We start from the raw sequence: 24199 nt of genomic DNA, 5'->3' as shown, positions 1-24199 counted from the left end.
CCGGTCAGGCGGTCTTGGCGGCAATCAGCTCGTCGATGCGCGCGCAAAGATTCTTGAGCACGAAGTACTGCTCGGTCGTCGCCTTGCCCTCGTTGACTTCCTGCGTCCAGCTCTCCAGCGGGAGCTTGATGCCGAACGCCTTGTCGATCGCGAACGCGATGTCCAGGAAGTCGAGGCTGTCGATGCCGAGATCGTCGATGGCGTGGCTTTCCGGCGTGATGTTCTCGCGCGGGATGTCGCACGTCTCGGCGATGATGTTGGCAACGGTCTCGAACGTGGTCGACATGGAATGCCTCTGGTCTCGGCGGCCGCGTCCGGCCCACGGTGGATAAGGAGCGCACGCCAGCCGCTGCCGCGGCGGCGGGCCTCCTGATGGATGACGGCCCGTATAGCGAAGCGCGAACGCCTATTCAATGGCGCGCGCACGGCAATCCTCGGCTGTGTGACATCCGCGCAAAGAAGGCTGCGCCGCCAACATGGCCGGAACGTGGATGGCCGCGCGGGCCAAACCGTCCTATCGTTAGGGTACCGTCCGGCTGGAAACGGGGAAGTGCCATGTTCGCGTTGTCGTCGGCTCGGGGATGGATCGGGCGCGGCATCGCCGTGCCGGCCGTGCTCGGGGCTCTCCTGATCTCCTCGGCTTTCGCACAGACGCCGCCCAAGCCGCCCGTGCGGCCGGCGCCCGCCGCCCAGAGCGGGGGAGCGGCCGGAGGGGTGGCCACGGCCGCGTCCGAGGCGGCGCTGCCCGCCACCTATTCGCGTCCCGACCTCGTGGAATCCGCACGTCGGCTGGAGGCGCTGCTCTCGCGCGACCGCGCGCCGCTCGCCAAGCCGGCGGCGCAGCTTCGCCGGGACGGCGATGCTGCGCTCGCGTCCGGCGACGCGCGCCGGGCGGCGGAGATCTACGGCCGGCTCGCCCAGCGCGCGCGCACCGATTCCGGCCTGTGGATGCAGCTCGCCCGCGCGCTGATGCGCATCAAGCCCGACGACAATGAGGGCTCGGACACCTTCCTCGACCGCGCGCAGGCGGCCTCCTTCCTCGCCTATCGCAACGCGTCCACGCGCGACCAGCAGGCGACGGCGCTCTACGCCATCGCCCATCTCTACGACACGCGCTCGCTCTGGCGGGCCTCGCTCGACACCTTCACCCAGGCCTTCACCTATGTGGACGTGCCGAGCCAGCGCGCCTTCTACGACAAGCTGAGGACCGAGCGCGGCTTCCGCATTCTCGACTACAGCGTCGATTCGGACGCCGCCAATCCGCGCATCCGCGTGCAGTTCTCCGAGCCGCTGGCGGCGGGCGGGATCGACTTCTCCTCCTTCGTCGGCCTCACCGGGCCGGACGGGCCGGTGGAGAAGCCGGCGGTCACGGCGCAGGACCAGCAGCTCTGCGTCGAGGGGCTGAAGCATGGCGAGAGCTACGAGCTGCGCCTGCGCGCGGGGCTGCCCTCCTCGATCGCCGCAGAGCCGCTGCAGAACGGCACCGAGCTCACCGTCTATGTGCGTGACCGCAAGCCGGGCGTGCGCTTCACCGGGCGCAACTACGTGCTGCCCCGCACCGGCCCGCGCGGCATTCCGCTGGTGAGCGTGAACACCTCGCTGGTCGGGGTCGAGCTCTACCGCATCGGCGACCGCAGCCTGATCCCGACCGCGCTCGACGGCGACTTCCGGCGCGACCTCGGCGCCTACGACCTCCAGCAGCTCAAGAACGGGCAGGCCGAGCTGGTGTTCAAGGGCGAGCTGGAGACCGCCTCGCCGCTGAACGAGGACGTCACCACCTCCTTCCCGGTGGACGAGGCGGTGGGCACGCTGGCGCCCGGCGTCTATGTGCTGGCCGCGCGGCCTGCCGGAGACGCGGCCGACCCGAACGTCGAGTGGAATTCGCGCGCGACGCAGTGGTTCGTCGTGTCCGACCTCGGCATGACCGCGCTGTCGGGCGACACCGGGCTCACCGTGCTGGTGCGCGCGCTCGGCACCGCGCAGCCGCTCGACGGGGTGGCGATCAGCCTCGTCGCCAAGTCGAACGAGGTGCTCGCCACCGCCACCACCGACGCCTCGGGCGAGGCGACCTTCGATGCCGGGCTGGTGCGCGGTACGGACGGTTTCGCCCCGACCGTGCTGGTCGCCCGCGCCAAGGACGGCGACTACGCCTTCCTGTCGCTGGAGGACCAGGCGTTCGACCTGACCGACCGGGGCGTGGGCGGGCGCGCGGCGCCGGCACGCATGGACGCCTTCGTGACCACGGAGCGGGGCGTCTACCGCTCCGGCGAGAGCGTGCACGTCACCGCGCTGCTGCGCGATCCTCAGGTGCAGGCCGTCACCGGCGTGCCGCTGACGCTGATCCTCAAGCGGCCGGACGGGGTCGAGGACGCCCGCGTGCTGGTGCAGGACCAGGGCGCCGGCGGGCGCGCGGCCGCGTTCGATTTGATGAGCGGCGCCATGACCGGCACCTGGCGCGTCGAGGCCTATGTCGACCCGAAGGGCGCGCCGATCGGCTCCACCACCTTCCTGCTCGAGGACTACGTGCCCGAGCGCCTCGCGCTCGACCTGACGAGCACGGCCACGGCGATCGCGCCCGGCACGCCGATCGAGGTGGATGTGCAGGGGCGCTGGCTGTTCGGTCCGCCGGCGGCGGGGCTCGACATCGAGGGCGAGATCGAGGTCCGGGTGGCGGACGCGCGCCCAAACCTGCCGGGATGGCGCTTCGGCCGCGCCGATGACGGCTTCACCCCGGTGCGCGAGCCGGTGCCCGACGCGCCGGTGACCGACCCGACCGGCAAGGCTTCGCTTACCGTCGCGCTGCCGTCGCTGCCGGCCACGGCGCGCCCGCTGGAGGCGGAGATCTTCGTCGGGCTCGACGAGGGCGGCGGGCGCTCGGTGCGGCGCTTGCTGGTGCTGCCGGTCCGCCCCGCCGGGATCGGGCTCGGCGTGAAGCCGCTGTTCGGCGCCGACGGGCCGGGCGAGAACGCGCAGGCCGGCTTCGAGGTGCAGGCCTTCGATGCGGACGGCAAGCCGGTCGCCCGGCCGGGCGCCACCTGGGCGCTGTACCGCGTCGAGACCCGCTATCAATGGTACCGGACCGGCTCGTCCTGGGATTTCGAGCCGGTGCAGGCGACGCGCAAGGTCGCCGACGGCACGCTCGACCTCAAGGCGGACGCGCCGGCGCGGCTGAGCCTGCCGGTCGAATGGGGCCGCTACCGGCTGGAGGTGGCGGACGGTGCGCTCGGCACGGTGGTGCCGTTCCAGGCCGGCTGGGGCGGCGGCGCGACGGCGGACGCGCCCGACCGGCTGGAGGTCGGCCTCGACAAGGAGCAGTACGCGGCCGGCGACACGCTGAAGGTCAACCTCACCAGCCGCTATGCCGGCTCGGCGACGGTGATGATCGTGGGCGACGGCGTGCTGGCCTCGAAGACGCTCGACGTGCCGGCCGGCGACAGCTCGGCGACGTTCGAGGTGGCGGCGGGCTGGGGCCCGGGCGCCTATGCGCTCGCCTTCCTGCACCGTCCGCTCGACGTGGCGGCGGGGCGCAATCCCGGCCGCGCCATCGGCCTCGCCTGGTTCGGCGTCGACCGGGCTCAGCGCGTGCTCGACGTGAAGCTCGACGCCCCCGCGCAGGTGCGCCCGCAGACCACCATGTCGGTGCCGATCGAGGTGGGCGGGCCGGGCCGGGGGAGCGAAGCCTATGTGACGGTGGCGCTGGTCGATGTCGGCATCCTCAACCTCACCGGCTTCAAGGCGCCCGATCCCGACGGCTTCTATCTCGGCCAGCGCGCGCTCGGCACGGAGGTGCGCGACTTCTACGGCCAGCTCATCGACGGCATGCTCGGCGGGCGCGGGCGGCTGCGTTCGGGCGGCGACGCGATGGCCGGCGGGTTGCAGGCCGAGCCGCCGACCCAGCCGCCGCTGGCTCTGTTCTCCGGCGTCGTGAAGCTCGACGCGGACGGACGGGGCACGGTCGATTTCGACATTCCCGCCTTCGATGGCACCGGCAAGCTGATGGCGGTGGCGTGGTCCGGTGCGGCGGTGGGGCAGGCGGAGGCGGACGTGACGATCCGCGATCCCGTCGTGATCACCGCGACGCTGCCGCGCTTCCTCGCCGAGGGCGACCGCTCGAACCTGCATCTCGCCATCACCAACGTCGACGGCGCGGCGGGCGACTACGCGCTCGACGTGGTGACGGACGGGCCGGTCGCGGTGGCCGATGCGCCCCATACGGTGCCGCTGGAGGCGGGCGGGCGGCAGGCGTTCAGCCTTGGGCTCACGGGCACGGGGCTGGGCGAAGCAAAGGTGTCGGTGCGGCTTTCCGGGCCCGGCGGGCTCGACATCGCCCGCGACTACCGGCTGAACGTGCGTCCCGCCTATCCCGCGATCTCGCGCCGCAGCGTCCAGACCATCGAGCCGGGCGCCTCGATCACGCTGAGCCGCGACCTCGTCGCCGACCTGGTGCCGGGGACGGGCGGGGTGAGCGTGTTCGCCGGAGGCGATCCCGCGCTCGACGTGCCGGCGCTGTTCGGCGCGCTGGACCGCTACGCCTTCACCTGTTCGGAACAGCTCACCAGCCGCGCCATGCCGTTGCTGTACCTGTCCGATTTCGGCGGGCCGGAGCGGTTCAGGCTGGCCCACGACCCGGGCGAGACGATCAACAACGCCATCGCGCGGCTGGTCGCCCGGCAGGGCTCGGACGGCTCGTTCGGCCTGTGGCAGGCGGGCGGCAACGACCTGTGGCTCGACGCCTATGTGACCGATTTCCTGACGCGGGCGCGCGAGCGGGGCTTCACCGTGCCCGAGCAGCCCTTCGCTATCGCGCTCGACCGGCTGCGCAACGCCATCGCCTATGCCGGCGACGGGGCGACCGACGAGGGCGCGGCCTATGCGATCTACGTGCTGGCGCGCAACGGAAGGGCGCCGCTGGGTGACCTGCGCTATGTCGCCGACGCCAAGCTCGACGCGGTGGAAAGCCCGTTCGCGCGCGGCCAGATCGGCGCGGCGCTTGCCATGCTCGGCGACAAGAGCCGGGCCGAGCGCGTGTTCGGCGCGGCGCTGGAGCTGCTGCCGGACGCGCCGCAGACGCTGGTGGCCGGCCGGCCCGATTTCGGCTCGGTGCTGCGCGACGCGGCGGGCGTGGCGACGCTCGCCTCCGAGGCCGGCTTCACCGGCGCGGCGCGCACCGCCCGCGCCCGGGTCGCTACCGCCTTCGTCGACGCCGGGCCGACCTCGACCCAGGAAGACGCCTGGCTGCTGCTCGCCGCCCGCGCGGCGCGCGAGGGCAAGGGCGTGGCGCTCGACATAGACGGCGTCGCCCATACCGGCATCTATGAGCGCGCGCTGACGCCGCAGGAGCTGGAGGCGGGGCCGATCACCCTCACCAATCGTGGCACCGCGCCGCTCGACGTGGCGGTGTCGATCGACGGCCCGCCGGTGACGCCGGAGCCGGCGGCGGCGAACGGCTTCTCGCTGACGCGCAGCTACTTCACGCTCGCTGGCGCGCCGGCCGACCCGGCCAAGGTGGCGCAGAACACGCGGCTCGTCGTGGTGCTGGAGGCGCAGGAGGACGAGGCGGCGCAGAGCCATGTGCTGCTGGTCGACTACCTGCCGGCCGGCTTCGAGATCGACAATCCGGCGCTGGCGGTGGGCTCGGATGCGGGCGCGCTCGCCTGGCTCGGCGAGACCACGGAAGCGGCCCATGCCGAGTTCCGCGACGCCTATTTCGCCGCCGCCTTCGACCGCACGCAGGGCTCGGAGGAGCCGGAGCTGCTGCGCGTCGCCTATGTGGTGCGGACGGTCTCGCCGGGAAGCTACGCCCACCCGCCGGCGACGGTGGAGGACATGTATCGCCCCGGCCGCTTCGCGCGCACGGCGGCCGGGCGCACCGAGGTGACGGGGCCGGCGCGATGATGGAGTTCGCGCGGTGAGCCGGTTCTGGCAGCGCGCGGCCGGCATCGCCCTGATCGGCGCGATGTTCGTCGTCGGCGGTGCCTGTGCCTGGCTCGTCGGGGTGCGGGCCGGGGCGCCGCCCGCGCCGCCGCTCGCCTATTCGACCGAGGTGCTGGACCGCGAGGGGCGGCTGCTGCGCCCCTTCGCACTCGCCGACGGGCGCTGGCGGCTGGCGCCGGACCTCGCCGAGGTCGACCGGCGCTATGTCGACATGCTCATCGCCTATGAGGACCACCGCTTCTACCGCCATGGCGGGGTCGACCCGGTGGCGATCCTGCGGGCCGCGGGCCAGCTCCTCACCCATGGGAGCATCGTCTCCGGCGGCTCGACGCTGACCATGCAGGTCGCGCGCCTGCTGGAGCCGCGCCGGGGCGGAGGGCTGCTGGCGAAGATCGGGGCCAAGCTGTCGGAGATGCGCCGCGCCATCGAGCTGGAGGCGCGGCTGTCGAAGCGCGAGATCCTCGCGCTCTATCTGGCCCTCGCGCCCTATGGCGGCAATATCGAGGGCGTGCGGGCGGCGAGCCTCGCCTGGTTCGGCAAGGAGCCGCGCCGGCTGTCGCTGGCCGAGGCGGCGCTGCTGGTCGCACTGCCGCAATCACCCGAGATGCGCCGGCCCGACCGCCATCCCGAAGAGGCCGAGCGCGCCCGCGCGGCGGTGCTGGCGCGGCTGCGCGATGCCGGGCTGTTCGGCGCGCCGGAAGCCGAGTTCGCCCGTCACGCGGCGATTCCGGCCGGGCGGCTCGACATGCCGATGCTGGCGGCCCATGCGGCCGAGGCGGCGCGGCGCGAGCGGCCGGGCGCGCGGGTGCACCACCTCACCATCGACGCCTCGGCGCAGAGCCGGCTGGAAGCGCTCGCCCGAGAGCGGGTGCACGAGCTCGGCCCCCATGTCTCGCTGGCCATGGTGATGGTCGACAACGCGACCGGCGAAGTGCTGGCCCGCGTCAGCGGCGCGGACCCGCTCGACGCCGAACGCGCCGGCGCGGTGGACCTGACCCGCGCGCTGCGCTCGCCCGGCTCGACGCTGAAGCCGTTCATCTACGGCCTCGCCTTCGAGGACGGCGTGGCGCATCCCGAGACGCTGATCGAGGACCGCCCCTCGCATTTCGGCGCGTATCACCCGCGCAATTTCGACCGCGACTATCAGGGCACGGTCTCGGTGCGGCAGGCGCTCCAGTTCTCGCTGAACGTGCCGGCGGTGGCGCTGCTGCAGGCGGTGGGGCCGCAGCGTCTGGCGAGCCGGCTCGGCGGCGCGGGCTTCGCGCTGCATCTGCCGCCCGGAGAGGTGCCGGGGCTGGCGGTCGGGCTCGGCGGCGCCGGCATCAGCCTTGAATCGCTGGCCGGGCTCTATGCGGGGATCGCGGACGGGGGACGGGTGCACGCGCTGGCGACGCGCATGCGGGAAGGGGCGGGGGAGGGCGCGCCGGCACCCGAACATCGGCTGCTGGGCCGGATCGCGGCGTGGTACCTCGCCGACGTGCTGCTGGGCACGCCCGCGCCGCTCAACGCGCGCACGGGGCGGATCGCCTTCAAGACCGGGACGTCCTACGGCTATCGGGACGCGTGGGCGGTGGGGTTCGACGGGCGGCGCACGATCGCGGTCTGGGTCGGGCGACCGGACGGGCAGCCGGTGCCCAACATGATTGGGCGCGAGGCGGCGGCGCCGATCCTGTTCGAGGCTTTCGCGCGGCTGGTGACGAAGCCGGCCCCGCTCGATCCCGCGCCGCGCGCGGCGCTGGTGGCACGCAATGGCGACCTGCCGCCGCCGCTCCGGCATTTCGGCCGGATGGCAGGCGAGGTCGCCACGGGGGGAGGGCCGACGATAGCGTTCCCGCCGGACGGAGCCCGGCTGGAGCAGGACGGCAATGAACCGCTGGCTTTGAAGGTCAATGGCGGAAGGGCGCCCCTGACCGTGTTGGTCGACGGGGTGCCGAACGGCCCGCCCACCGGCGGGGCTACCCTGTTCTGGCAGCCGGGGGGTGCGGGCTTCGTCCGCCTGACGGTCATGGACGCTGCCGGTGCGACCGACAGTGTCGTCTTGCGCATCACGACGCCGGAAGGGCGCTCAGCACTTCCGGCACATCATCTGACGGGTCGGCTCAGCGGCCGTTGACGGCAGCGTGGGCGATGGTGGCGCGCGTCAGGCCACGACGGGCGAGAGCGGCGTCGGACATGCGCGACAGGGTCTCGTAACGCTGGGCGATGCGGCGGCCTTCGGCCACGGCGTCGAAGAAGGAGGCGACGCTCTCGACGAAGCGCGAGAAGAAGTCCGGGGTGTTGTGGCGGGTCAGCGAAGCGGTGGTCATTGGAAAATCTCCAGCGAATGTATTCTGTATGCCAGGAATATAGACGCTCTGATGCATTGCAAAAGCATGGATGCTGCATGACAGCATTGAGTCCGATGCATGGGTTGACCTGTGGGAACTTGCCGCGTGGAGGTGCCATGAAACCTCAGCCCTGCGGCCGCCGCAGTCGATGGTAGTAAAATACATCCAATTGCGAAAGTGAGCGCCGTTTCGCAACCAGGGATGGGCCGGGGCGCCATGCTCTGAGCGCAGCCGGTGGTACGCCCTTCGTTGCGTGAACGATGCGCCGATGGCCGTCGGGCGGCTCCGGGCGTGCGTTCCGGCAAGGAGTGATGCGTTCGTCGGGCTTGCGATACCGTCGATATGACGATTCAATGACAGTATGTCGTCGCCTAAGATCCCCCGGAAGCGCATCGACGCCCTGATCGCCGAGCAGGGCGACCGGCAGCGGCGGGTGTTCCGAGTCATGGCCGGCAACCGCGCCGTCTGGGTCAAGTACGGCGAGAAGAACTACCGCAACTGGGGCCAGCGCCTGCTCGGCCAGATCGCGAGCCTGCCGCTGCGCCGGATGTCGCTGGCGCGCCAGCGCGTCTACACGGAGGTGACGCGGCTCCGGGCGCTGCGCCGCGCAGGCTTCAACGTGCCCGAGGTGGTCGCCATCGGCCCGGACTATGTGGCGCTCGACGACATGGGCGAGACGCTCGATTCGATCCTGCGCGCCGACACCGCCTCCGAGCGCGTGCGCGGCCTCGTCTCGCAGGCGGCGACGCTGCTGGCGCAGCTTCACACTGTCGGGCAGTGGCACGGGGCGGCGCGGGTGCGCAATTTCGTGGTGCTCGACGGCGCCATGGGCATGATCGACTTCGAGGACCCGGTCTCGGGCCTGCCGCATCTCTACAACCGGGTCATGGACCTGTTCATGCTGACGCTGTCGCTGACCCGCCGCGCGCCGGAGGGCAAGCTGACGCTGCTGGCGCTGGAAGCCTATGGCCGCCTGCGCTCGCCCTGGGATTTCCGCATCGCCGGCCTCCTGCTGCTGCCGGTCTACCTGCTGCTGCGCCCGATGCTGCCCTGGCTGGGCGAGGACGGCTGGCAGATCACCATGTGCCTCGGCACGCTCTACGCCGACGCTTTGACCGGCTGGTTCGGCTGGCTGATCGGTCGCCCGTTGGGGGACTGAACGCGGTTGGGGGCACAGAGCCTGGCGGCGGAGCATTGGACGCTGCCGGCTGCCGCCGGAAAGCTGCGGCAGGGGTGCTCCGCCATGGGACAACCCCGCCGGAAGCCTCGGCACGACAGGGTGCGGCAGTTCCTGGCCGCCATTTCCCGCCTGGTCGCGCATCTGATGGGCGAGCGCGCGGCGAGGCGGCGGCGCCGTCACGGGCCGTTCACAGTTTGTGTGAAAGGGGGTAGACCGCGCACCTGTGAGGCGCTATATCCCGCCCGTTCGCCGCCGGGTTCATGAAAACCGGCCGCCGGTCTTGTGAAACACGGGCAAAAAGCCCTTGATTTTCAAAGACATCGGTGGGGGATAGTTTAACGGTAGAACTGCGGACTCTGACTCCGTTAGTCCAGGTTCGAATCCTGGTCCCCCAGCCACCTTAATCAAGTCATTGAAGTCAAAGACTTATTTTCGCTGACACACCCGGCAAATACACCCGCGAATACACCCATATTTGAGTGAGTAGGGCCGCGAAGCTGCGGCATTAGCTTGCCTCCAGCACCGCCTCAGGGACCTCTCCAAACGACGCTATGAGCACCGGAGGGTCCGCTTCACCGCTCTCCTGCTCAACGTCCGTGGCGAACGCGATGGCGCCAGCTTTCACCAAGCTCAACCGCTTCGCAACTCGCTCCGCATCTTCAGCACTGCGCACTTCCATGGGGATTCCGGCCTTGATGGCTCCGCGCTTACCGGCCTCGAAGGGCTGGACGACGAAATAGGTCTTCTTGGTCATTGAACGCCTCCCGAGGTGGAGGCTGGACAGTGCGCTGTCGTTGCGAACAAATCAAGAACAATGGTGAGCCGTCCCCTTGGAGTTGCCGATGTCCTCGAAACTGCCTCACCCCGACTGAGGGAAACCTGAAAGGCGCGCTGGGGGCGCTGAAGTGCATCCCTTCGAGGCGACCGAAGCCGACATAGACGAGGCTCGCCTCGAGCCGGTCGCGAAGCGTCATCAGCGCATGATCGGCGCTCAGGAATACCATTCAAGAAGCGCCTCGAACGCCGTTCTGCTTTTTGCCTCGATATAGATACCTTTGGCGTCTGCGAGCGCACTCAATTCGCGGCGCCGAAGATCCGCGCATTTCTTCGGCTCCAGAAGGATGATACCGGCCATTGGCGGTGGAGCGGGAGGCTCGATCCATAGACGCACGCAATCGAGGTTCGCGGGATAGACATCCAAGCCGATGGCCTTTCCGCCACCGGTCTTGAAACCCATCACCTTCTTGTTTTCAAGTCCGAGCCGCCCGTTCCTATCGTCTGGAACCTTGTTGACCGTTTCGCCGAACCGATGAACGAGCGCCGGCAGCGCATCAAGAACACGAAAACTCATTCCGCCGCCTCCATTTCGCGGGCGTCCACCGGCGCGAGGGCTTCGGCGAGGAGCGCGTCGAGCAGACGGCGGCGCGTGGCGGCCGTGGCGGTGAGGCTGGCCTCCAGCTGGTCGCAGAGCGCCATCAGTGCGTCGACCTTGGCGACGATGCGGTGTTGTTCGGCAAGCGGTGGGAGGGGAATGGAAAGCGATCGAATGTTATCGAGGTTTAATCCGGGCTTGCCTGCCCCGTAGGCGCGTTCAACGAGTTCAGAGCGCCCCCCCGCACCCGCCATGAGGCAAAGAAGCAGCCATCCGGAAAGCCTTCGATCGCTTGGCCGAACTAGGCCGACGTGCTGGCTGACATATGCCTCGCCGGGATCGTGATCAAGTATCGCCGGATTGGTGACACCCGCGCCCGTTATGACGATCAACAAATCACCTTTGGCGACTTGGGTTCGGCTTCCTTCAGAGTTCGATGGCGGGTTGACAAAGGCCAGCTCGCTAAGCCGCAGATGTCCGAACCGGATGTTTTGCGCCCGGATGAAGCTGGGACCGGAAGTCGCGTAGAACTCGGCCCAGCCACGCGATCCGCTCGTGACCAGATTGCAGACTTGCCCGAGCGCTATCGGGCACCACGATGCCGGAAGCTTCTCAGTCATTTTAGCCGAATCGCGGACAGGTTCCTTTTTGGCGGGAATGGCACCAGCTTTCATCAGCCGCACCTTTTCCTTCGCGATCCGCTCTAGCAATGCCGAGGCCGGCTCGTCCCCCGCATCCTGCGGCACCAGCTTACCGCGCACAGCGAGGTTGAGGATGGTCTGGCGGAGGGCCTTGATCTGGTCGGGGCGCGTGGTAAGGGCGGGCAGCGCGTCGAGGGCGAAGCGGGCGTCGCCTTCAAAGGTTTTGGGATCGGGCGCGTTGAGACGGGCGAGGCTCGCCGCCGCGAGCCGGTCGCGCACCACCTCGCGGCCCGCCCGCGCCGCTTCGAGCCGGTCGCACAGGCCCATCAGTTCATCGACTTTGGCGACGATGCGGCGCTGCTCGGCGAGCGGTGGGAGGGGAAAGGGCGAATGCGCGAAATATTCGGTCGGCACGCGCTTCTGGCCTGCCGTGCCGGTCATCTTCGGGATGCCGGTTTCGATAAAATGCGGGCTCTTGAGAAATAGCAGAATGAAATCCTGATCGACGAATAGCGGGCGGACGATGTGCAACTCCGTCGTGCCTGCGCCGATCTCGCCAGTAAGGTTTCGGAACACGGTCGATTTGCCGTTTTCGAAGCACGGTGTGATCTTGGCGAGGCCCACGTCGCCCTCGGCAAAATGTGTGTAGCCCTTCTTGATCTCGCCCCAGAGGCGAACCTCGTGCTGGTTCGCGACGCCATACTCGGCGGCGATCAGCGGCATTGGCACGAAGGACGCTTCGAGCGCGTCGGATGCTTCGTTGCGCGGGCTCAGCACGCCTATTTCGGCAAGTTGCGACCATCGCCAATTCGGCGGGATCGGAAACGGTGTTTCGGCAAGCGCAGGCATCGCCTTCGGCTTCCTGATCTCCCCCGCCTTCACCAGCCGCGCCTTCTCCTTCGCAATCCGCTTCAGCAGTTCCGACGCCGGTTCGTCGTTCGCATCCTGCGGTACGAGCTTGCCGCGCACGGCCAGATCAAGAATGAAGCGGCGCAGGCGGGCAATCGCGTCGGGCGCGTCGGCGATCTTCTCGTAATGGGCCAGCAGGCGTTCGGCGTTCATCGGGCCAGCGCCTCGGCCAGGATCGCCTTCAACTGGTCGCGATAGGTCGCCGTCTCGGCCTCGGCGCGGGCAAGCTCCGCCAGCAGCGTTTCCGGGTCGCCGTGATCATCCGCCACCGCGTGCGGGTTCTTGATGTCGAGGTTAAATCCGCGCGCCTTCACTTCCTCGGCCGTCACCCGCCACGCCTGCGGCGTCTCCTCGCGGCCCTTACGTTCCTTGCCGCCCCACCAGTCGATGCAGCCCTGAAAATGCTCCAGCCGGATCGGCTTGGTCATCGAATAGGCTTTCTGGCCCTCGGGCACGCGGTGCTCATAGAACCAGATGTCCTTCGTCGGCGTGCCCTTCTCGAAGAACAGCAGGTTGGTGCCGATCGAGGCATAGGGCTTGAACACGGAATTGGGCAGGCGGACGATGGTGTGGAGGTTGCACTCCTCCATCAGATGTTCCTTGAGCCGCGTCTTGATGCCCTCGCCGAACAGTGTGCCGTCCGGCAGCACTACGGCGGCGCGACCATCCTGTTTCAAGAGGCGCACGATCAGCGCCAGGAACAGGTCGGCGGTTTCCTTGGTGCGGAAGGTCGGGAAGTTGTTCTCGATGCCATCCTCCTCCTTGCCGCCGAAGGGCGGATTGGTGACGACGATATCGACGCGCTCGTCCTTGCTCCACGAAATCAGCGGCCGGGCCAGCGTGTTGTCGTGGCGCACGAAGCTCGGGTCCTCGATGCCGTGCAGCAGCATGTTGGTGACGCAGAGCATGTGCGGAAGCTGCTTCTTCTCCACCGCGCGCAGGCCGGCCTGCATCGCCGTGCGTTGCTTCGGCGTGCGGACGTATTTCGCTTCCATGTGCTTGATCGCGCAGGACAGGAAGCCGCCGGTGCCGCAGGCGGGATCGAACAGGATTTCCCCGGGACGCGGGTCGATGCGATCGACCATGAAGGCGGTTACGGCGCGCGGCGTGTAATACTCGCCCGCATTGCCGGCCGATTGCAGGTCGTTGAGCAACTGCTCGTAGAACTCGCCGAAGTGCCGCCGCTCGTCGAGATTGTTGAAATCGACCTGGTTGATCTTGTTGACCACCTGCCGCAGCAACTGCCCGGACTTCATGTAGTTGTAGGCGTCCTCGAACACGTCGCGCACCACGCGGCGGCGGTCGCCTGGCTGGCCGGTGAGTTGCAGCCCCTTCAGCGCCGGGAACAGCTCGTCATTGACGAAGTCGAGCAGCTTCTGCCCGGTGATACCCTCCGGGTCCGTTGCCCAGTTGCGCCACTGGAAGCGCTCCGGGATCGGCGAGCGGTAGCCGTCACGCGTCAGTTCGAGTTCCTGGTCCTGATCGTCAATGATCTTGAGAAAGAACAGCCAGGTGAGCTGGCTGATGCGCTGCGCATCGCCATCGACGCCCACGTCCTGGCGCATGATATCCTGAATGGATTTGACGGTCGTGCGGACGATCATATTAGATAACACTCTGATTTTCGGGAGACAGCATCAAGCGTTCGGCTGCATCTTCTTGGGTGGTCTTCTGTTCTTGCCACTCATGGTAAGTGAGATCAGAGTTAACAACCTTCCATTCTCGCCGGCCATTCGAATTTCGATCTAGGATTACCGCCGAGGCGGCGGAGGGACTGCGGAACACGTACGGGCGGGCAAACGTGTAGACGCCGGCGCCATCGATCGTCGTGAGTACTCCTTGAGCGATCAACTCGTTTTTGAGCTCGCCATAGCTGTTTGCTCCGACGTATCCAGCATTCTTTAGCGCCTGGCTCCCGGCGAGAACGACGAATTCGCCGTCTTCTTCGATCGCTGTTGCTTGGACATTACTCTTATGTCGGATTTCGAATTTCTGGCCGGTGTCCGTTTTGGCTGGCCGTTCTGTCGTGGATATTGCGCGTGGTCTTGGCTTGAGCAGATCGAGCCCAACCACCGGGAGGATCACCCGCAAATTCGCGAGGAAAGCTTCCATATTGGCGCGGCCGGCCTCGGGGAGGGGTCTACGGTCGGGCTTTGGAGATTGCCCATTGTCCAGTTTCACACGCCCGGCTTCGCTCGCCAGTTCGATTAGGCGTGCCTCAAGGTAGCGAATATCGCCTTTCGTCAGTGTCTCGTCGCTCGTCGAGATTATGACGGCAGTTTCCCAGAACGCGCGTTCCTCGGCACTTTGGTTGATGCGATCCTTCACATAGTCTGCTTCGCCGATGTAGGCGCGCATGGACAACGGATCGTCGGGATCCGGCCCGAACAGGATATAGACACCCGAGCGATCTGCCTCAGGGCGAGCGCGCAGCTTGTCGAAAGTGGCTTGGCTAGCCACCACCACCGATCCCGTCCAGCCGTGAATAGACGCGATGATGAGCCCGTTGGGGATACCATCGACCAGAAAAAGCTGAATCGTGCGTCCAAAGCCTTCTGATTGCGCTTGCATCGGCTAGGCGGTCTCCTGGTAGAGCGCGTCCTGCATCTCATGGACGGCCCTCTCGAAACCCTCCTTGCCCCCGAACGCCTTGATAAGTTGAACGACGCTGCCCATCGCGGTGAAGGGCGTCACCTTCAGCACGTTGGCGTCGTCGAGATTGAGCACGCCCTCGTCGCGATACTTTTCCAAGAGCGCATCGAGTACCGCGCGGGCCTGCGGCCCATACTTGGTGAACGCATCGCGCTTCTTCACGTTTTCGGCCCGCTCGCGGCGGGTTAGAGGCTTCTTGTCGAAAGCGACGTGGCAGATCAGATCAAAGGGATCGAGGTTCCTGCCGATTTCGTCCGCCACCGCGTCGAGCGCCAGGCCCTCGGCTTCCAGTTCCTCGATGATCGCCTGCTTGCGCTCGGCCGATTTCCAGCGCTTGAGGAAATCACCAAGGCTTGCGAAACGCTTTTTCAGCGCCGTCTTGGTGAAGTCGCGAAGGGATTCCGTGACGAGCTTGCCATTCTCGTCGAGATATTCCACGCGCTCGGCCAGGATGCGGGCGCCGACGCCATCGACATATATCTTTCGGATCGGGTCGCCCAGCGGCACAGGCAGGCCTGGCTCACCGACGATGGTCTCCTCAGCCGACGGCTCGAAAGTCGCCTGCTCACCCTCCTCGAAGCCATCGGGCGGCGTGATTGGGTCGTCTTGACCGGGCTCATAAATCTGAACCGGGTCGCCGTCGAAATCCGGGTCGGCGAAATGGCTGGTCGCGCCGCGAAAGTCGATCAGCGTGAAGAAGAATTTCTTGCTGTCCTCGTGAACGCGGGTGCCGCGCCCGACGATCTGCTTGAACTCGGTCATCGAGCCTACCGCCCGGTCGAGCACGATCAGCCGGCAGGTCTGCGCATCGACGCCGGTCGAGAGCAGCCGCGAGGTCGTCACCAGCACGGGATAGCGCGATTCCGGATCGATGAAGTTGCCGAGCTGGTCCTGCCCTTCCTTGTCGCTGCCGGTGATGCGCATGACGTAGCGCTGATTTTCGGCGACCAGATCGGCGTTCTCGTTAACGAGCGCCTGCCGCATCCGCGCGGCGTGCTCCTCATCGACGCAGAATACGATGGTTTTCTGGAAGCGATCGCCGCTTTCCTTCAGGAACTCGGTGATCTTCTTCGCGGTGAGCACCGTGCGGTCGTCGAGCACGATATGCCGGTCGAAATCCTTGGTGTTGTAGATGCGGTCCTCGACCTCATTGCCGTCGCGGTCGAGCTGGCCGAGTTCGGGCCGGTAGCCTTCCACGTCGCGGTCGATGTGAACCTTGATGACCTTGTAGGGCGCGAGGAAGCCGTCGCTGATCCCCTGCTTAAGCGAATAGGTGAAAACCGGTTCGCCGAAATAGTCGGTGTTGGAAACGTATTCGGTCTCCTTCGGCGTCGCGGTGAGGCCAATCTGCGTGGCGTCGGCAAAGTGGGTAAGGATTTCACGCCAGGCCGAGTCCTCGGCGGCGCTGCCGCGATGGCATTCGTCGATCACGATCAGGTCGAAAAAGCCGGGCGAGAACTCGCGATAGAGCTTCTGCCGCTCCTCCGGCCCGGTGATCGCCTGATAGAGCCCGAGATAGATTTCGAAGGCGGTGTCGATGCGGCGCTTGCCATCGAGCGCCAGCGGCAGATCGACTTTGGTGCCGTCCTGCCGCTCGATGGTCTTTGCGTTGGTCGAGAGTTTCGCCATCGCCGCGCCGAACGGGCGGAAATCGTTGACCATCGTCTGGTCGATCAGCACGTTGCGGTCGGCGAGGAACAGGATGCGCTTCTTGCGACCCGCCTTCCACAAGCGCCAGATGATCTGAAACGCCGTGTAGGTCTTGCCGGTGCCGGTTGCCATGACCAGCAGCACACGGTCGCGGCCCTTGGCGATTGCCTCGATCGCGGCGTTGACGGCGTTCACCTGGTAATAGCGCGGGGCCTTGCCGCTGCCGTCGTCGAAATAATCCTGAAGCACGATCTGCTCGGCTTCAGGGTCCAAGCCCTTCCACGCGCGATAGCGCACCCACAGCTCGGCCGGCGAGGGGAAGGCATCAAGGCCGAGATTGGTTTCGACCGGAACGCTTAGGCCGGTGCGGTCGTGGAACACGAAGCCGTCGCCATTCGAGGAAAACACGAAGGGGATATCCAGCGTCGCGGCATAATCGAGCCCCTGCTGGATGCCGTGGCCGACCGAATGATTGTTGTCCTTGGCCTCGATCAGCGCGATCGGGATATTCGGCTTGTAATAGAGAACGACGTCCGCCTTCTTCGCTTTGCCGCGCGTGACCAGCTTGCCGCGCACGATGATCCGGCCCTTGGTGAAATAGACCTCTTCCCGAACCTGCACCATCTCGTCCCAGCCGGCACGCTTGATGGCCGGCAAGATGAACTTGGTGCAGATGTCGCGTTCGGTGAGGCTCCGTTTATTCATTGCCGCAGGCGAATCCTCAATTCGTTCAAGTCAAAATCGAGCATTGGCACAGATGCGCACCGTTTACATCCGGGTACGCACCCCAAGTTCGTATCCATACCGCTGGCGGAGGATCGCGCCTTTGCCGCCCGCACGGGAGGGGCGCCGGGAAGAACCTAACCGGCTCGCCCGCATCGAGAAAAGATGCCCACAGCCAATTCCTTCCCGTTCGCCTGTTCGAGAGCGCCCTTCATGCCGCTCAACAGCGCCATCAACTCCCCTCGCTCGGCGATGGCCACGGCGGTGTAGCCGCCATACTTCAATGCGTTGCTATTGCCCTTGGCCGCGTCTGGCGCCTTGCCGCCGCACATCCGGCAATGCCAGTTCGCCATTGCGGCCGACTGGCGCGGTGTCCCGGCATGGCAACGCGTGCTTGGGCGCATGGGCAATTTGGCCGGCAATCTGCTGCGCATGCGATTGTCCGCAGATTTTGCCGGCGTCCCCGCCCACGGTGGGCCGCGTGCAGAGCGGGGCAGGCATGAAGTTAATTGCGCCTTAGCGCCCGAATGTTACATTTCCCGCGAGATGTTGAATTATCCGGCCGAGACTCCGCCCCGCGCGGCGTCCGGCCAGGCGGCTTCGGCCGGGGAATCCATAATGGTCGACGAGACCGATACGTGGGCGGGTCGACGGGCGGCGGAAAGGCCGGCGCGCGAGGACGGGGCGGTGCGCGATGCGCGGCCGCCACGCCAGGACGTGCTGCGCAAAGAGATGCCGCGTCCGGACATGCCGCGTCCGGACATGCCGCGCCCGGAGGTGCCGCGCGACGACAAGCCGTCCGATCGCGGACGTCCGCGCCACTGGCACGGCCGGCGGCGCGACGGCGGGCGTGGCGAGAATGGCGGCGGCCCGCGCTACGACCCCTGCTACGCCGCGCTCGACCTCGGCACCAATAATTGCCGCCTGCTGATTGCCCGCCCGACCGCCAACGGCTTCCGCGTCGTCGATGCCTTCTCGCGCATCGTGCGGCTCGGTGAGGGGCTGATCTGCTCGGGCCGGCTGGGCGAGGCGGCGATGACCCGCGCGGTCGAGGCGCTCGGCGTGTGCGCCAGCAAGATCGGCGCGCGCAACATCGCCGACAGCCGCCTCATCGCCACCGAGGCCTGCCGCTCCGCCAGCAATGGCGACGCTTTCATCCGCCGGGTCGAGGACGAGACCGGCCTGAAGCTGGAGATCGTCGAGCGCGAGACCGAGGCGCGCCTCGCCGCGGCCGGCTGCACGCCGCTGGTCGACCCGCATTCGGACGGCGCCGTGCTGTTCGACATCGGCGGCGGCTCGACCGAGGTGGTGTGGCTCGACCGGGTGGAGACCCGCGACGGCGGGCCGCCGGCCGCCGTGATCCGGGCCTGGGTGTCGGTGCCGCTCGGCGTCGTCACCGTGGCCGAGCGCCATGGCGGGGTGCGGGTCACGCGCGACGATTTCGAGGCCATGGTCAACGAGTTCCGCCCGCATCTCGACGGCTTCGTGCAGGCGGTGGGCCCGCATGATTGCGGCCGGCTGCATCTGCTCGGCACCTCCGGCACGGTGACGACCATCGCCGGCGTCCATCTCGACCTGCCGCGCTACGATCGCTCGCAGGTCGATGGCACCTGGCTCGGCGCGGAGCAGGTGCGGGTGGTGGTGGACCGGCTGCTCGACATGCCGTTCTCCGAGCGCGCCGCCAACCCGTGCATCGGTGTGGAGCGGGCGGACCTCGTGCTCGCGGGCTGCGCCATCCTCGAGGCGGTGCGGCGGGCCTTCCCCTGCGACCGGCTGCGGGTCGCCGACCGCGGCCTGCGCGAGGGCATATTGGTGGAGCTGATGCGCGCGGACGGCGTCTGGCGCCGGCAGGCCGGAGCAGTGACCACGTGATCGACAAGCCCGAAGCCCGCAAGGGCGGAGAGGCGCGCCCGCTGAAGGTTCGGCTGAAGAAGGCGCGCTCGCTCAGTTCCTCGTCGCAGAAATGGCTGCAGCGCCAGCTCAACGACCCCTATGTCGCCCGCGCCAAGCGTGAAGGCTGGCGCTCGCGCGCGGCCTTCAAGCTGATCGAGATCGACGACAAGATGAAGCTCTTGAAGCCCGGCGCGCGCGTGGTCGACCTCGGCGCCGCGCCCGGCGGCTGGAGCCAGGTCGCCGCCAAGCGCATCCGGGCGGAGGAGGGCGGGGGCCACGTGGTCGCCATCGACCTGCTGGAGATCGACCCGGTGCCGGGCGTCGACTTCGCGCAGATGGACTTCCTGAAGGACGACGCGCCCGACCGGCTGAAGGCGATGCTCGGCGGCGAGGCGGATGTCGTGCTGTCCGACATGGCGGCCAACACCACCGGCCACAGGGCGACCGACCATCTGCGCATCGTCGGCCTGGTCGAACTCGCCATCGATTTCGCCCGCCAGGTGCTGGCCCCGGGCGGGTCCTTCGTCGCTAAGGTGTTCCAAGGCGGCACGGAAAGCTCGCTGCTCGCTGAGCTTAAACGCGACTTCACGGTCGTGAAGCACGTGAAGCCGCAGGCGAGCCGCGCGGATTCGGCCGAGCTCTATGTGGTCGCGTCGGGGTTCCGCGGGCGGGGCGAGGACCAGCCGGACTGACCAGCGCCCGCGCGGGGGGACGGCTCATGTATGTGCTGAAACCCGGCATCAAGCGCGATCCGGTGCGGCGCTGGGCGCTGCCGGACCGCATCTTCTTCGGCCACGGCGCCTGCTACATCCTCGCCGGCGTCTATCTCGCCGCGCCGCCGCTGGCGAGGTTCCATGCCGAACGGATCATTCCCGCGGAAGGCCTGCCGGGCGCGCATGTCTATGTGACCGACGGGCGGCTCGCCTTCGATTATCACGGCTACAGCCTGCGCACGCGCCTGCTCGCGCATCACAGGCGCGGCTGGGCGGCGCGGTTCGAGGGCTGGGAGGGCACGGTGGAGCCGGCCGACTTTCCGCTGCTCGACACGCCGGCGCTGAACGCGCGCCGGATGCTGGGGCCGGACCAATATCTGCACGACCCGATCCCCCGCGCGCGGGCCTTCATCGCCAGGGTGGACCATGCCGAGGCCGCGGGGCGGGCGCTGAAGCGCGCGCTGGAGACGGCCGCGCCGGACGCCTGATCAGGCCGCGCTGCCCATCTCCCCGGGCGGCTCGGCGGGCACGGCCGGCTTGACGCGGCGGCGGGCGAGGGCGGCGCCGGCGTCGGCCGGCAGGCGGACGAAGAAGAACACCGAGCACACGGCGATGAGCCCGACCACCGCGAAGGCGACGCTGAAGTCGCCGAGCTGGATGGTGCCGTCACCGCGCCAGCTCCGCATGGTGTCGAGCACCAGCGCGCCGACCGCGACGCCGGTGGAGATCGCCACCTGCTGGGCCACGCTGGCGAAGCTGGTGGCGCGGCTCATCGCCTCGTTGGAGATGTCGGCATAGGAGAGCGCGTTGGTGCTGGTGAACTGCAGCGAGCGGAAGAAGCCGCCCATCAGCAGCATGCCGACCAGCAGCGGGTAGGGCATGTCCGGCCGGAACAGCGCGGTGGCCGCGAGGAAGGCGGCGGCGATGAAGCAGTTTACCACCAGCACGCGGCGGAAGCCGAAGGTGCGGATGATCGGCGCGGCGGAGAACTTCATCGTCATCGCGCCGACCGCGGAGGAGAAGGTGATCATGCCCGAGGCGAAGGGGGTGAGGCCGAAACCGAGCTGCAGCATCAGCGGCAGCAGGAACGGGATCGCCCCGATGCCGATGCGGAACAGCGAGGCGCCCACCACGCCGGCGAAGAAGGTCGGAATCCTCAGCAGCGACAGGTCGAGGATCGGGCGGGGCGTGTGCCGCGCATGGCGCACATAGAGGAACATCGTCACCGCGCCGATGGCGATGACCAGCAGCGCGATCCACGGCGCGACCGCATGCTGGCCGAGCAGCGCGAAGCCGAAGACGAGCCCGGCGAGGCCGACGCCGGAGAGCACCATGCCGTTGAGGTCGAAGGCGCCGACGTCCTCCTCCCGGATGTCGGGGATGAACCGCGTCGCCAGCATGACGCCGACGAAGCCGATCGGGATGTTGAGGAAGAAGATCAGCCGCCAGTCGAAATAGGTGGTGATGAAGCCGCCCAGCGGCGGCCCGACCACGGGGCCGAGCAGCGCCGGCACGGTGAGCCAGGCGAGGGCGGAGACGATGCCCTCCTTGGGCACGGTGCGCAGGATCACCAGCCGCCCCACCGGCACCATCATCGCCCCGCCCATGCCCTGCAGGATGCGGAACAGCACGAATTCCGGCAGTGAATGCGCGAGTCCGCACAGCAGCGAGCCGGCGGTGAACACGACGATGGCGGCGCGGAACACGGTGCGCGAGCCGAATCGGTCGGCGAACCAGCCGCTGGCGGGAATGAACACTGCGAGGCTGAGCAGATAGGAGGTCAGCGCCAGCTTGAGCGCGATCGGGTCCTCGTGCAGGTCCCGGGCGATGGCCGGCAGCGAGGTGGAGATGATGGTCGAATCGAGCTGCTCCATGAACAGCGCGCAGGCGACGATGAGGGGGACGAGGCGTTCGGTGCGCACGGCGGGACTCATTTCGGTCGGACGCGACCGAGCTTTCGGCGTCTTAACGCCGCTTGGACCGGCAGACGATGTCAGGATCGCACACAAATCCGTCATCAAATCACGCTGATGATCAATCCCGGCGACGCGGGTCGGCATTGCGTGGAACACAGAGGAAGATGCCTAGGAAAGCGCCTCGCACCATGGTATGAGCCCTCGCCAACTCGTAGCGGCGCCGCTGTCCCAAAAGCTGGCGCCGCTTCGTCCATCCATCCATCGGGCATGAGCGGAAGTCTCTTCCGCGCACCCTTATCGGGAGTTGGCGATGTCGGTCCGTGACGGCCTCGCGCGGGAAGCGCTTACCTTTGACGACGTGCTGCTGAAGCCCGGCCTGTCCGATGTGATGCCGGGCGAGGTCGATATCTCGTCACGCGTCACGCGGTCGATCTCCCTCAACCTGCCGATCCTGTCCTCGGCGATGGACACCGTCACCGAGGGGCGCCTCGCCATCGCCATGGCGCAGGCCGGCGGCCTCGGCATCATCCACCGCAACCTCGACCCGGAAGTGCAGGCCGAGCATGTGCGGATGGTGAAGAAGTTCGAGAGTGGCATGGTGGTGAACCCTGTCACCATCTATCCCGACCAGACCCTCGCCGACGCGCTGGCGCTGATGAAGGCGCACGGCATTTCCGGCATCCCGGTGGTCGAGCGCGGACCCAATGGCCGCGGCGGCAAGCTGGTCGGCATCCTGACCAACCGCGACGTGCGCTTCGCCACCAACCCCGGCCAGCCGGTCTCCGAGCTGATGACCAAGGACCGGCTCGTCACCGTCCATGAGGGCGTGGAGCAGGCCGAGGCCAAGCGGCTGCTGCACCAGTTCCGCATCGAGAAGCTGCTGGTGATCGACGACGAGCAGCGCTGCGTCGGGCTCATCACCGTCAAGGACATGGAAAAGGCGGTCGCCTATCCCAACGCCACCAAGGACGAGCAGGGCCGGCTGCGCGCCGGGGCCGCGACCACGGTGGGCGAGGACGGCTATCGCCGCACCGAGCTGCTGATCGACGCGGGCGTCGACCTCGTGGTGGTCGACACCGCGCACGGCCATTCGCGCAAGGTGCTGGACCAGGTGAGCCGCATCAAGACGCTCTCCAACAAGGTGCAGATCCTTGCCGGCAACGTCGCCACCGCCGAGGGCGCGCGGGCGCTGATCGATGCCGGCGCGGACGCGGTGAAGGTCGGCATCGGGCCGGGCTCCATCTGCACCACGCGCATCGTCGCCGGTGTCGGCGTGCCCCAGCTCACCGCCATCCTCGACGCGGTGGAAGAGGCGCAGAAGAGCGACACCCCGGTGATCGCCGATGGCGGCATCAAATATTCGGGCGACCTCGCCAAGGCGCTCGCCGCCGGCGCGTCCTGCGCGATGATCGGCTCGCTGCTCGCGGGCACCGACGAGAGCCCGGGCGAGGTCTACCTCTACCAGGGCCGCTCCTATAAGTCGTACCGCGGCATGGGCTCGGTCGGGGCGATGGCGCGCGGCTCGGCCGACCGCTATTTCCAGGCCGAGGTGAAGGACACGCTGAAGCTGGTGCCGGAAGGCATCGAGGGGCAGGTGCCCTACAAGGGCCCGGTGGGCGGAGTGCTCCACCAGCTCGCCGGCGGCCTTCGCGCCGCCATGGGCTATGTCGGCGGCGGCACGCTCGAGGAGTACCGCGAGAAGGCGCAGTTCGTGCGCATCTCCGGCGCCTCGCTGCGCGAGAGCCACGTCCATGACGTGACCATCACCCGCGAGAGCCCGAACTACCCGCAGGGGGGCTGAGGCCCCCCGCCCCGACGCCGCATCCCCGTCCTCCGAGAAAGACCGCCGCCGTGTCCGTTCCCGCCATCCTGCTTCCCGTCTTTGTGCAGGTCGCGCTCACCTTCCTGGTGCTCGTCCGGCTCGGCAGCGTGCGCGGGGCGGCGATCCGGGCCGGGCAGGTGGAGGAGGCGCGGGCCGTGATCGACGACACGGCCTGGCCTGTGCGGGTGCGGCAGGCGAACAACTGCCTGCGCAACCAGTTCGAGTTCCCGGTGCTGTTCTACGTGCTGGTGGCGCTCGCGCTTTTCACGCGGCAGGCGGACCTGCCCTTCGTCGTGCTGGCCTGGCTGTTCGTGCTGAGCCGCATTGTCCATGCCTGGGTGCACGTCACCAGCAACAATATACGGCTGCGCTTTCCCGCCTTCGCGGCGGGCGTCGTCGTGCTGCTGGTCATGTGGGTGCTGTTCGCCTTCGGCATCCTGTTCTCGCCGGTGATGCCGTGAGGGGCG

At 67.9% G+C, this 24199-nt stretch carries 18 protein-coding genes and 1 tRNA gene; 9 read left to right on the top strand and 10 right to left on the bottom strand.

The annotated features are described in order from the left end of the window. Positions 1-4 precede the first annotated feature (4 nt). Positions 5-286 (bottom strand): acyl carrier protein, encoded by a 282-nt coding sequence (locus NVS89_RS14600; protein WP_163074070.1) that lies wholly within the window; start codon positions 284-286, stop codon positions 5-7. Between the two features lie 269 nt (positions 287-555). Between NVS89_RS14600 and NVS89_RS14595 the strand changes: the two genes are divergently transcribed. Both NVS89_RS14595 and pbpC read left to right on the top strand, forming a co-directional pair. After that, positions 556-5895, top strand: coding sequence for an alpha-2-macroglobulin family protein (locus tag NVS89_RS14595; protein ID WP_258733486.1), 5340 nt, complete (start codon positions 556-558; stop codon positions 5893-5895). A 61-nt stretch (positions 5896-5956) separates the two neighbouring features. Next, the gene (gene pbpC / locus NVS89_RS14590; RefSeq protein WP_258733588.1) at positions 5957-8047 is read left to right on the top strand and encodes a penicillin-binding protein 1C; all 2091 of its coding nucleotides are present in this window, start codon (positions 5957-5959) and stop codon (positions 8045-8047) included. Here the strand turns inward: pbpC and NVS89_RS14585 are convergent. Beyond that, the gene (locus NVS89_RS14585) at positions 8034-8240 is read right to left on the bottom strand and encodes a DUF1127 domain-containing protein (RefSeq protein ID WP_258733485.1); all 207 of its coding nucleotides are present in this window, start codon (positions 8238-8240) and stop codon (positions 8034-8036) included. The two genes, pbpC and NVS89_RS14585, sit on opposite strands and share 14 nt — an antisense overlap. A 382-nt stretch (positions 8241-8622) precedes the next feature. Here NVS89_RS14585 and NVS89_RS14580 point away from each other — a divergent pair, with 382 nt between their 5' ends. Both NVS89_RS14580 and NVS89_RS14575 read left to right on the top strand, forming a co-directional pair. Then, complete coding sequence (locus NVS89_RS14580) at positions 8623-9420, top strand: lipopolysaccharide kinase InaA family protein (RefSeq protein ID WP_258733484.1); 798 nt, start codon at positions 8623-8625, stop codon at positions 9418-9420. Between the two features lie 345 nt (positions 9421-9765). Beyond that, positions 9766-9839, top strand: a tRNA-Gln gene (locus NVS89_RS14575). Between the two features lie 107 nt (positions 9840-9946). Here NVS89_RS14575 and NVS89_RS14570 read toward each other — a convergent pair. The 7 genes from NVS89_RS14570 to NVS89_RS14540 form a co-directional block, all read right to left on the bottom strand. Further along, positions 9947-10195 carry a hypothetical protein gene (locus NVS89_RS14570; RefSeq protein WP_258733483.1) on the bottom strand — a complete coding sequence of 83 codons (249 nt, stop codon included), beginning with the start codon at positions 10193-10195 and terminating at the stop codon, positions 9947-9949. A gap of 237 nt (positions 10196-10432) precedes the next feature. Further along, positions 10433-10792 carry a hypothetical protein gene (locus NVS89_RS14565; RefSeq protein ID WP_258733482.1) on the bottom strand — a complete coding sequence of 120 codons (360 nt, stop codon included), beginning with the start codon at positions 10790-10792 and terminating at the stop codon, positions 10433-10435. Next, positions 10789-12516, bottom strand: a complete 1728-nt coding sequence (locus tag NVS89_RS14560) for a restriction endonuclease subunit S (RefSeq protein ID WP_258733481.1) — start codon at positions 12514-12516, stop codon at positions 10789-10791. The genes NVS89_RS14565 and NVS89_RS14560 overlap by 4 nt, the downstream gene beginning before the upstream one ends. Continuing rightward, positions 12513-13967: a type I restriction-modification system subunit M gene (locus NVS89_RS14555; protein WP_258733480.1), complete on the bottom strand. Its 1455-nt coding sequence runs from the start codon at positions 13965-13967 to the stop codon at positions 12513-12515. Before NVS89_RS14555 ends, NVS89_RS14560 begins: the two co-directional genes overlap by 4 nt. A gap of 1 nt (position 13968) precedes the next feature. After that, positions 13969-14934 (bottom strand): GIY-YIG nuclease family protein, encoded by a 966-nt coding sequence (locus tag NVS89_RS14550; RefSeq protein ID WP_258733479.1) that lies wholly within the window; start codon positions 14932-14934, stop codon positions 13969-13971. 3 nt (positions 14935-14937) lie between these two features. Beyond that, a complete protein-coding gene (gene hsdR, locus NVS89_RS14545) occupies positions 14938-17370 on the bottom strand; it encodes an EcoAI/FtnUII family type I restriction enzme subunit R (protein ID WP_258733478.1) in 2433 nt (810 codons plus the stop codon). Positions 17371-17525: 155 nt separating this feature from the next. Next, positions 17526-17822, bottom strand: a complete 297-nt coding sequence (locus tag NVS89_RS14540; protein ID WP_258733477.1) for a hypothetical protein — start codon at positions 17820-17822, stop codon at positions 17526-17528. Between the two features lie 184 nt (positions 17823-18006). On the opposite strand from NVS89_RS14540, the gene NVS89_RS14535 reads away from it, so the two are divergent. The 3 genes from NVS89_RS14535 to NVS89_RS14525 are packed head-to-tail and all read left to right on the top strand — an operon-like array spanning position 18007 to position 20482. Then, entirely contained in the window at positions 18007-19260 is a 1254-nt protein-coding gene (locus NVS89_RS14535) for a Ppx/GppA phosphatase family protein (protein WP_258733476.1), read from the top strand. After that, positions 19257-19973 (top strand): RlmE family RNA methyltransferase, encoded by a 717-nt coding sequence (locus NVS89_RS14530; RefSeq protein WP_258733475.1) that lies wholly within the window; start codon positions 19257-19259, stop codon positions 19971-19973. Before NVS89_RS14535 ends, NVS89_RS14530 begins: the two co-directional genes overlap by 4 nt. A 26-nt stretch (positions 19974-19999) precedes the next feature. Then, on the top strand, positions 20000-20482 hold the full coding sequence (locus tag NVS89_RS14525; RefSeq protein WP_258733474.1) for a hypothetical protein: 483 nt from the start codon (positions 20000-20002) through the stop codon (positions 20480-20482). Here the strand turns inward: NVS89_RS14525 and NVS89_RS14520 are convergent, their stop codons facing one another. Next, positions 20483-21916, bottom strand: a complete 1434-nt coding sequence (locus tag NVS89_RS14520) for an MFS transporter (RefSeq protein WP_258733473.1) — start codon at positions 21914-21916, stop codon at positions 20483-20485. A 304-nt stretch (positions 21917-22220) separates the two neighbouring features. Here NVS89_RS14520 and guaB point away from each other — a divergent pair, with 304 nt between their 5' ends. Both guaB and NVS89_RS14510 read left to right on the top strand, forming a co-directional pair. Further along, positions 22221-23711 (top strand): IMP dehydrogenase, encoded by a 1491-nt coding sequence (gene guaB, locus NVS89_RS14515; RefSeq protein ID WP_258733472.1) that lies wholly within the window; start codon positions 22221-22223, stop codon positions 23709-23711. Between the two features lie 50 nt (positions 23712-23761). Continuing rightward, positions 23762-24193, top strand: a complete 432-nt coding sequence (locus tag NVS89_RS14510; protein WP_258733471.1) for an MAPEG family protein — start codon at positions 23762-23764, stop codon at positions 24191-24193. Positions 24194-24199: the final 6 nt, after the last annotated feature.

The sequence above is a fragment of the Ancylobacter mangrovi genome (assembly GCF_024752355.1).
GTDB lineage: Bacteria > Pseudomonadota > Alphaproteobacteria > Rhizobiales > Xanthobacteraceae > Ancylobacter > Ancylobacter mangrovi.
Note: the sequence above shows the minus strand (reverse complement) of the source record. Positions and strands in the feature narration are given on the sequence as shown.

Coding starts and splice junctions, on each gene's coding strand:
- NVS89_RS14600 (WP_163074070.1), bottom strand. CDS start 286: ATGTCGACCACGTTCGAGACCGTTGCCAACATCATCGCCGAGACGTGC.
- NVS89_RS14595 (WP_258733486.1), top strand. CDS start 556: ATGTTCGCGTTGTCGTCGGCTCGGGGATGGATCGGGCGCGGCATCGCC.
- pbpC (WP_258733588.1), top strand. CDS start 5,957: ATGTTCGTCGTCGGCGGTGCCTGTGCCTGGCTCGTCGGGGTGCGGGCC.
- NVS89_RS14585 (WP_258733485.1), bottom strand. CDS start 8,240: ATGACCACCGCTTCGCTGACCCGCCACAACACCCCGGACTTCTTCTCG.
- NVS89_RS14580 (WP_258733484.1), top strand. CDS start 8,623: ATGTCGTCGCCTAAGATCCCCCGGAAGCGCATCGACGCCCTGATCGCC.
- NVS89_RS14570 (WP_258733483.1), bottom strand. CDS start 10,195: ATGACCAAGAAGACCTATTTCGTCGTCCAGCCCTTCGAGGCCGGTAAG.
- NVS89_RS14565 (WP_258733482.1), bottom strand. CDS start 10,792: ATGAGTTTTCGTGTTCTTGATGCGCTGCCGGCGCTCGTTCATCGGTTC.
- NVS89_RS14560 (WP_258733481.1), bottom strand. CDS start 12,516: ATGAACGCCGAACGCCTGCTGGCCCATTACGAGAAGATCGCCGACGCG.
- NVS89_RS14555 (WP_258733480.1), bottom strand. CDS start 13,967: ATGATCGTCCGCACGACCGTCAAATCCATTCAGGATATCATGCGCCAG.
- NVS89_RS14550 (WP_258733479.1), bottom strand. CDS start 14,934: ATGCAAGCGCAATCAGAAGGCTTTGGACGCACGATTCAGCTTTTTCTG.
- hsdR (WP_258733478.1), bottom strand. CDS start 17,370: ATGAATAAACGGAGCCTCACCGAACGCGACATCTGCACCAAGTTCATC.
- NVS89_RS14540 (WP_258733477.1), bottom strand. CDS start 17,822: ATGCGCAGCAGATTGCCGGCCAAATTGCCCATGCGCCCAAGCACGCGT.
- NVS89_RS14535 (WP_258733476.1), top strand. CDS start 18,007: ATGGTCGACGAGACCGATACGTGGGCGGGTCGACGGGCGGCGGAAAGG.
- NVS89_RS14525 (WP_258733474.1), top strand. CDS start 20,000: ATGTATGTGCTGAAACCCGGCATCAAGCGCGATCCGGTGCGGCGCTGG.
- guaB (WP_258733472.1), top strand. CDS start 22,221: ATGTCGGTCCGTGACGGCCTCGCGCGGGAAGCGCTTACCTTTGACGAC.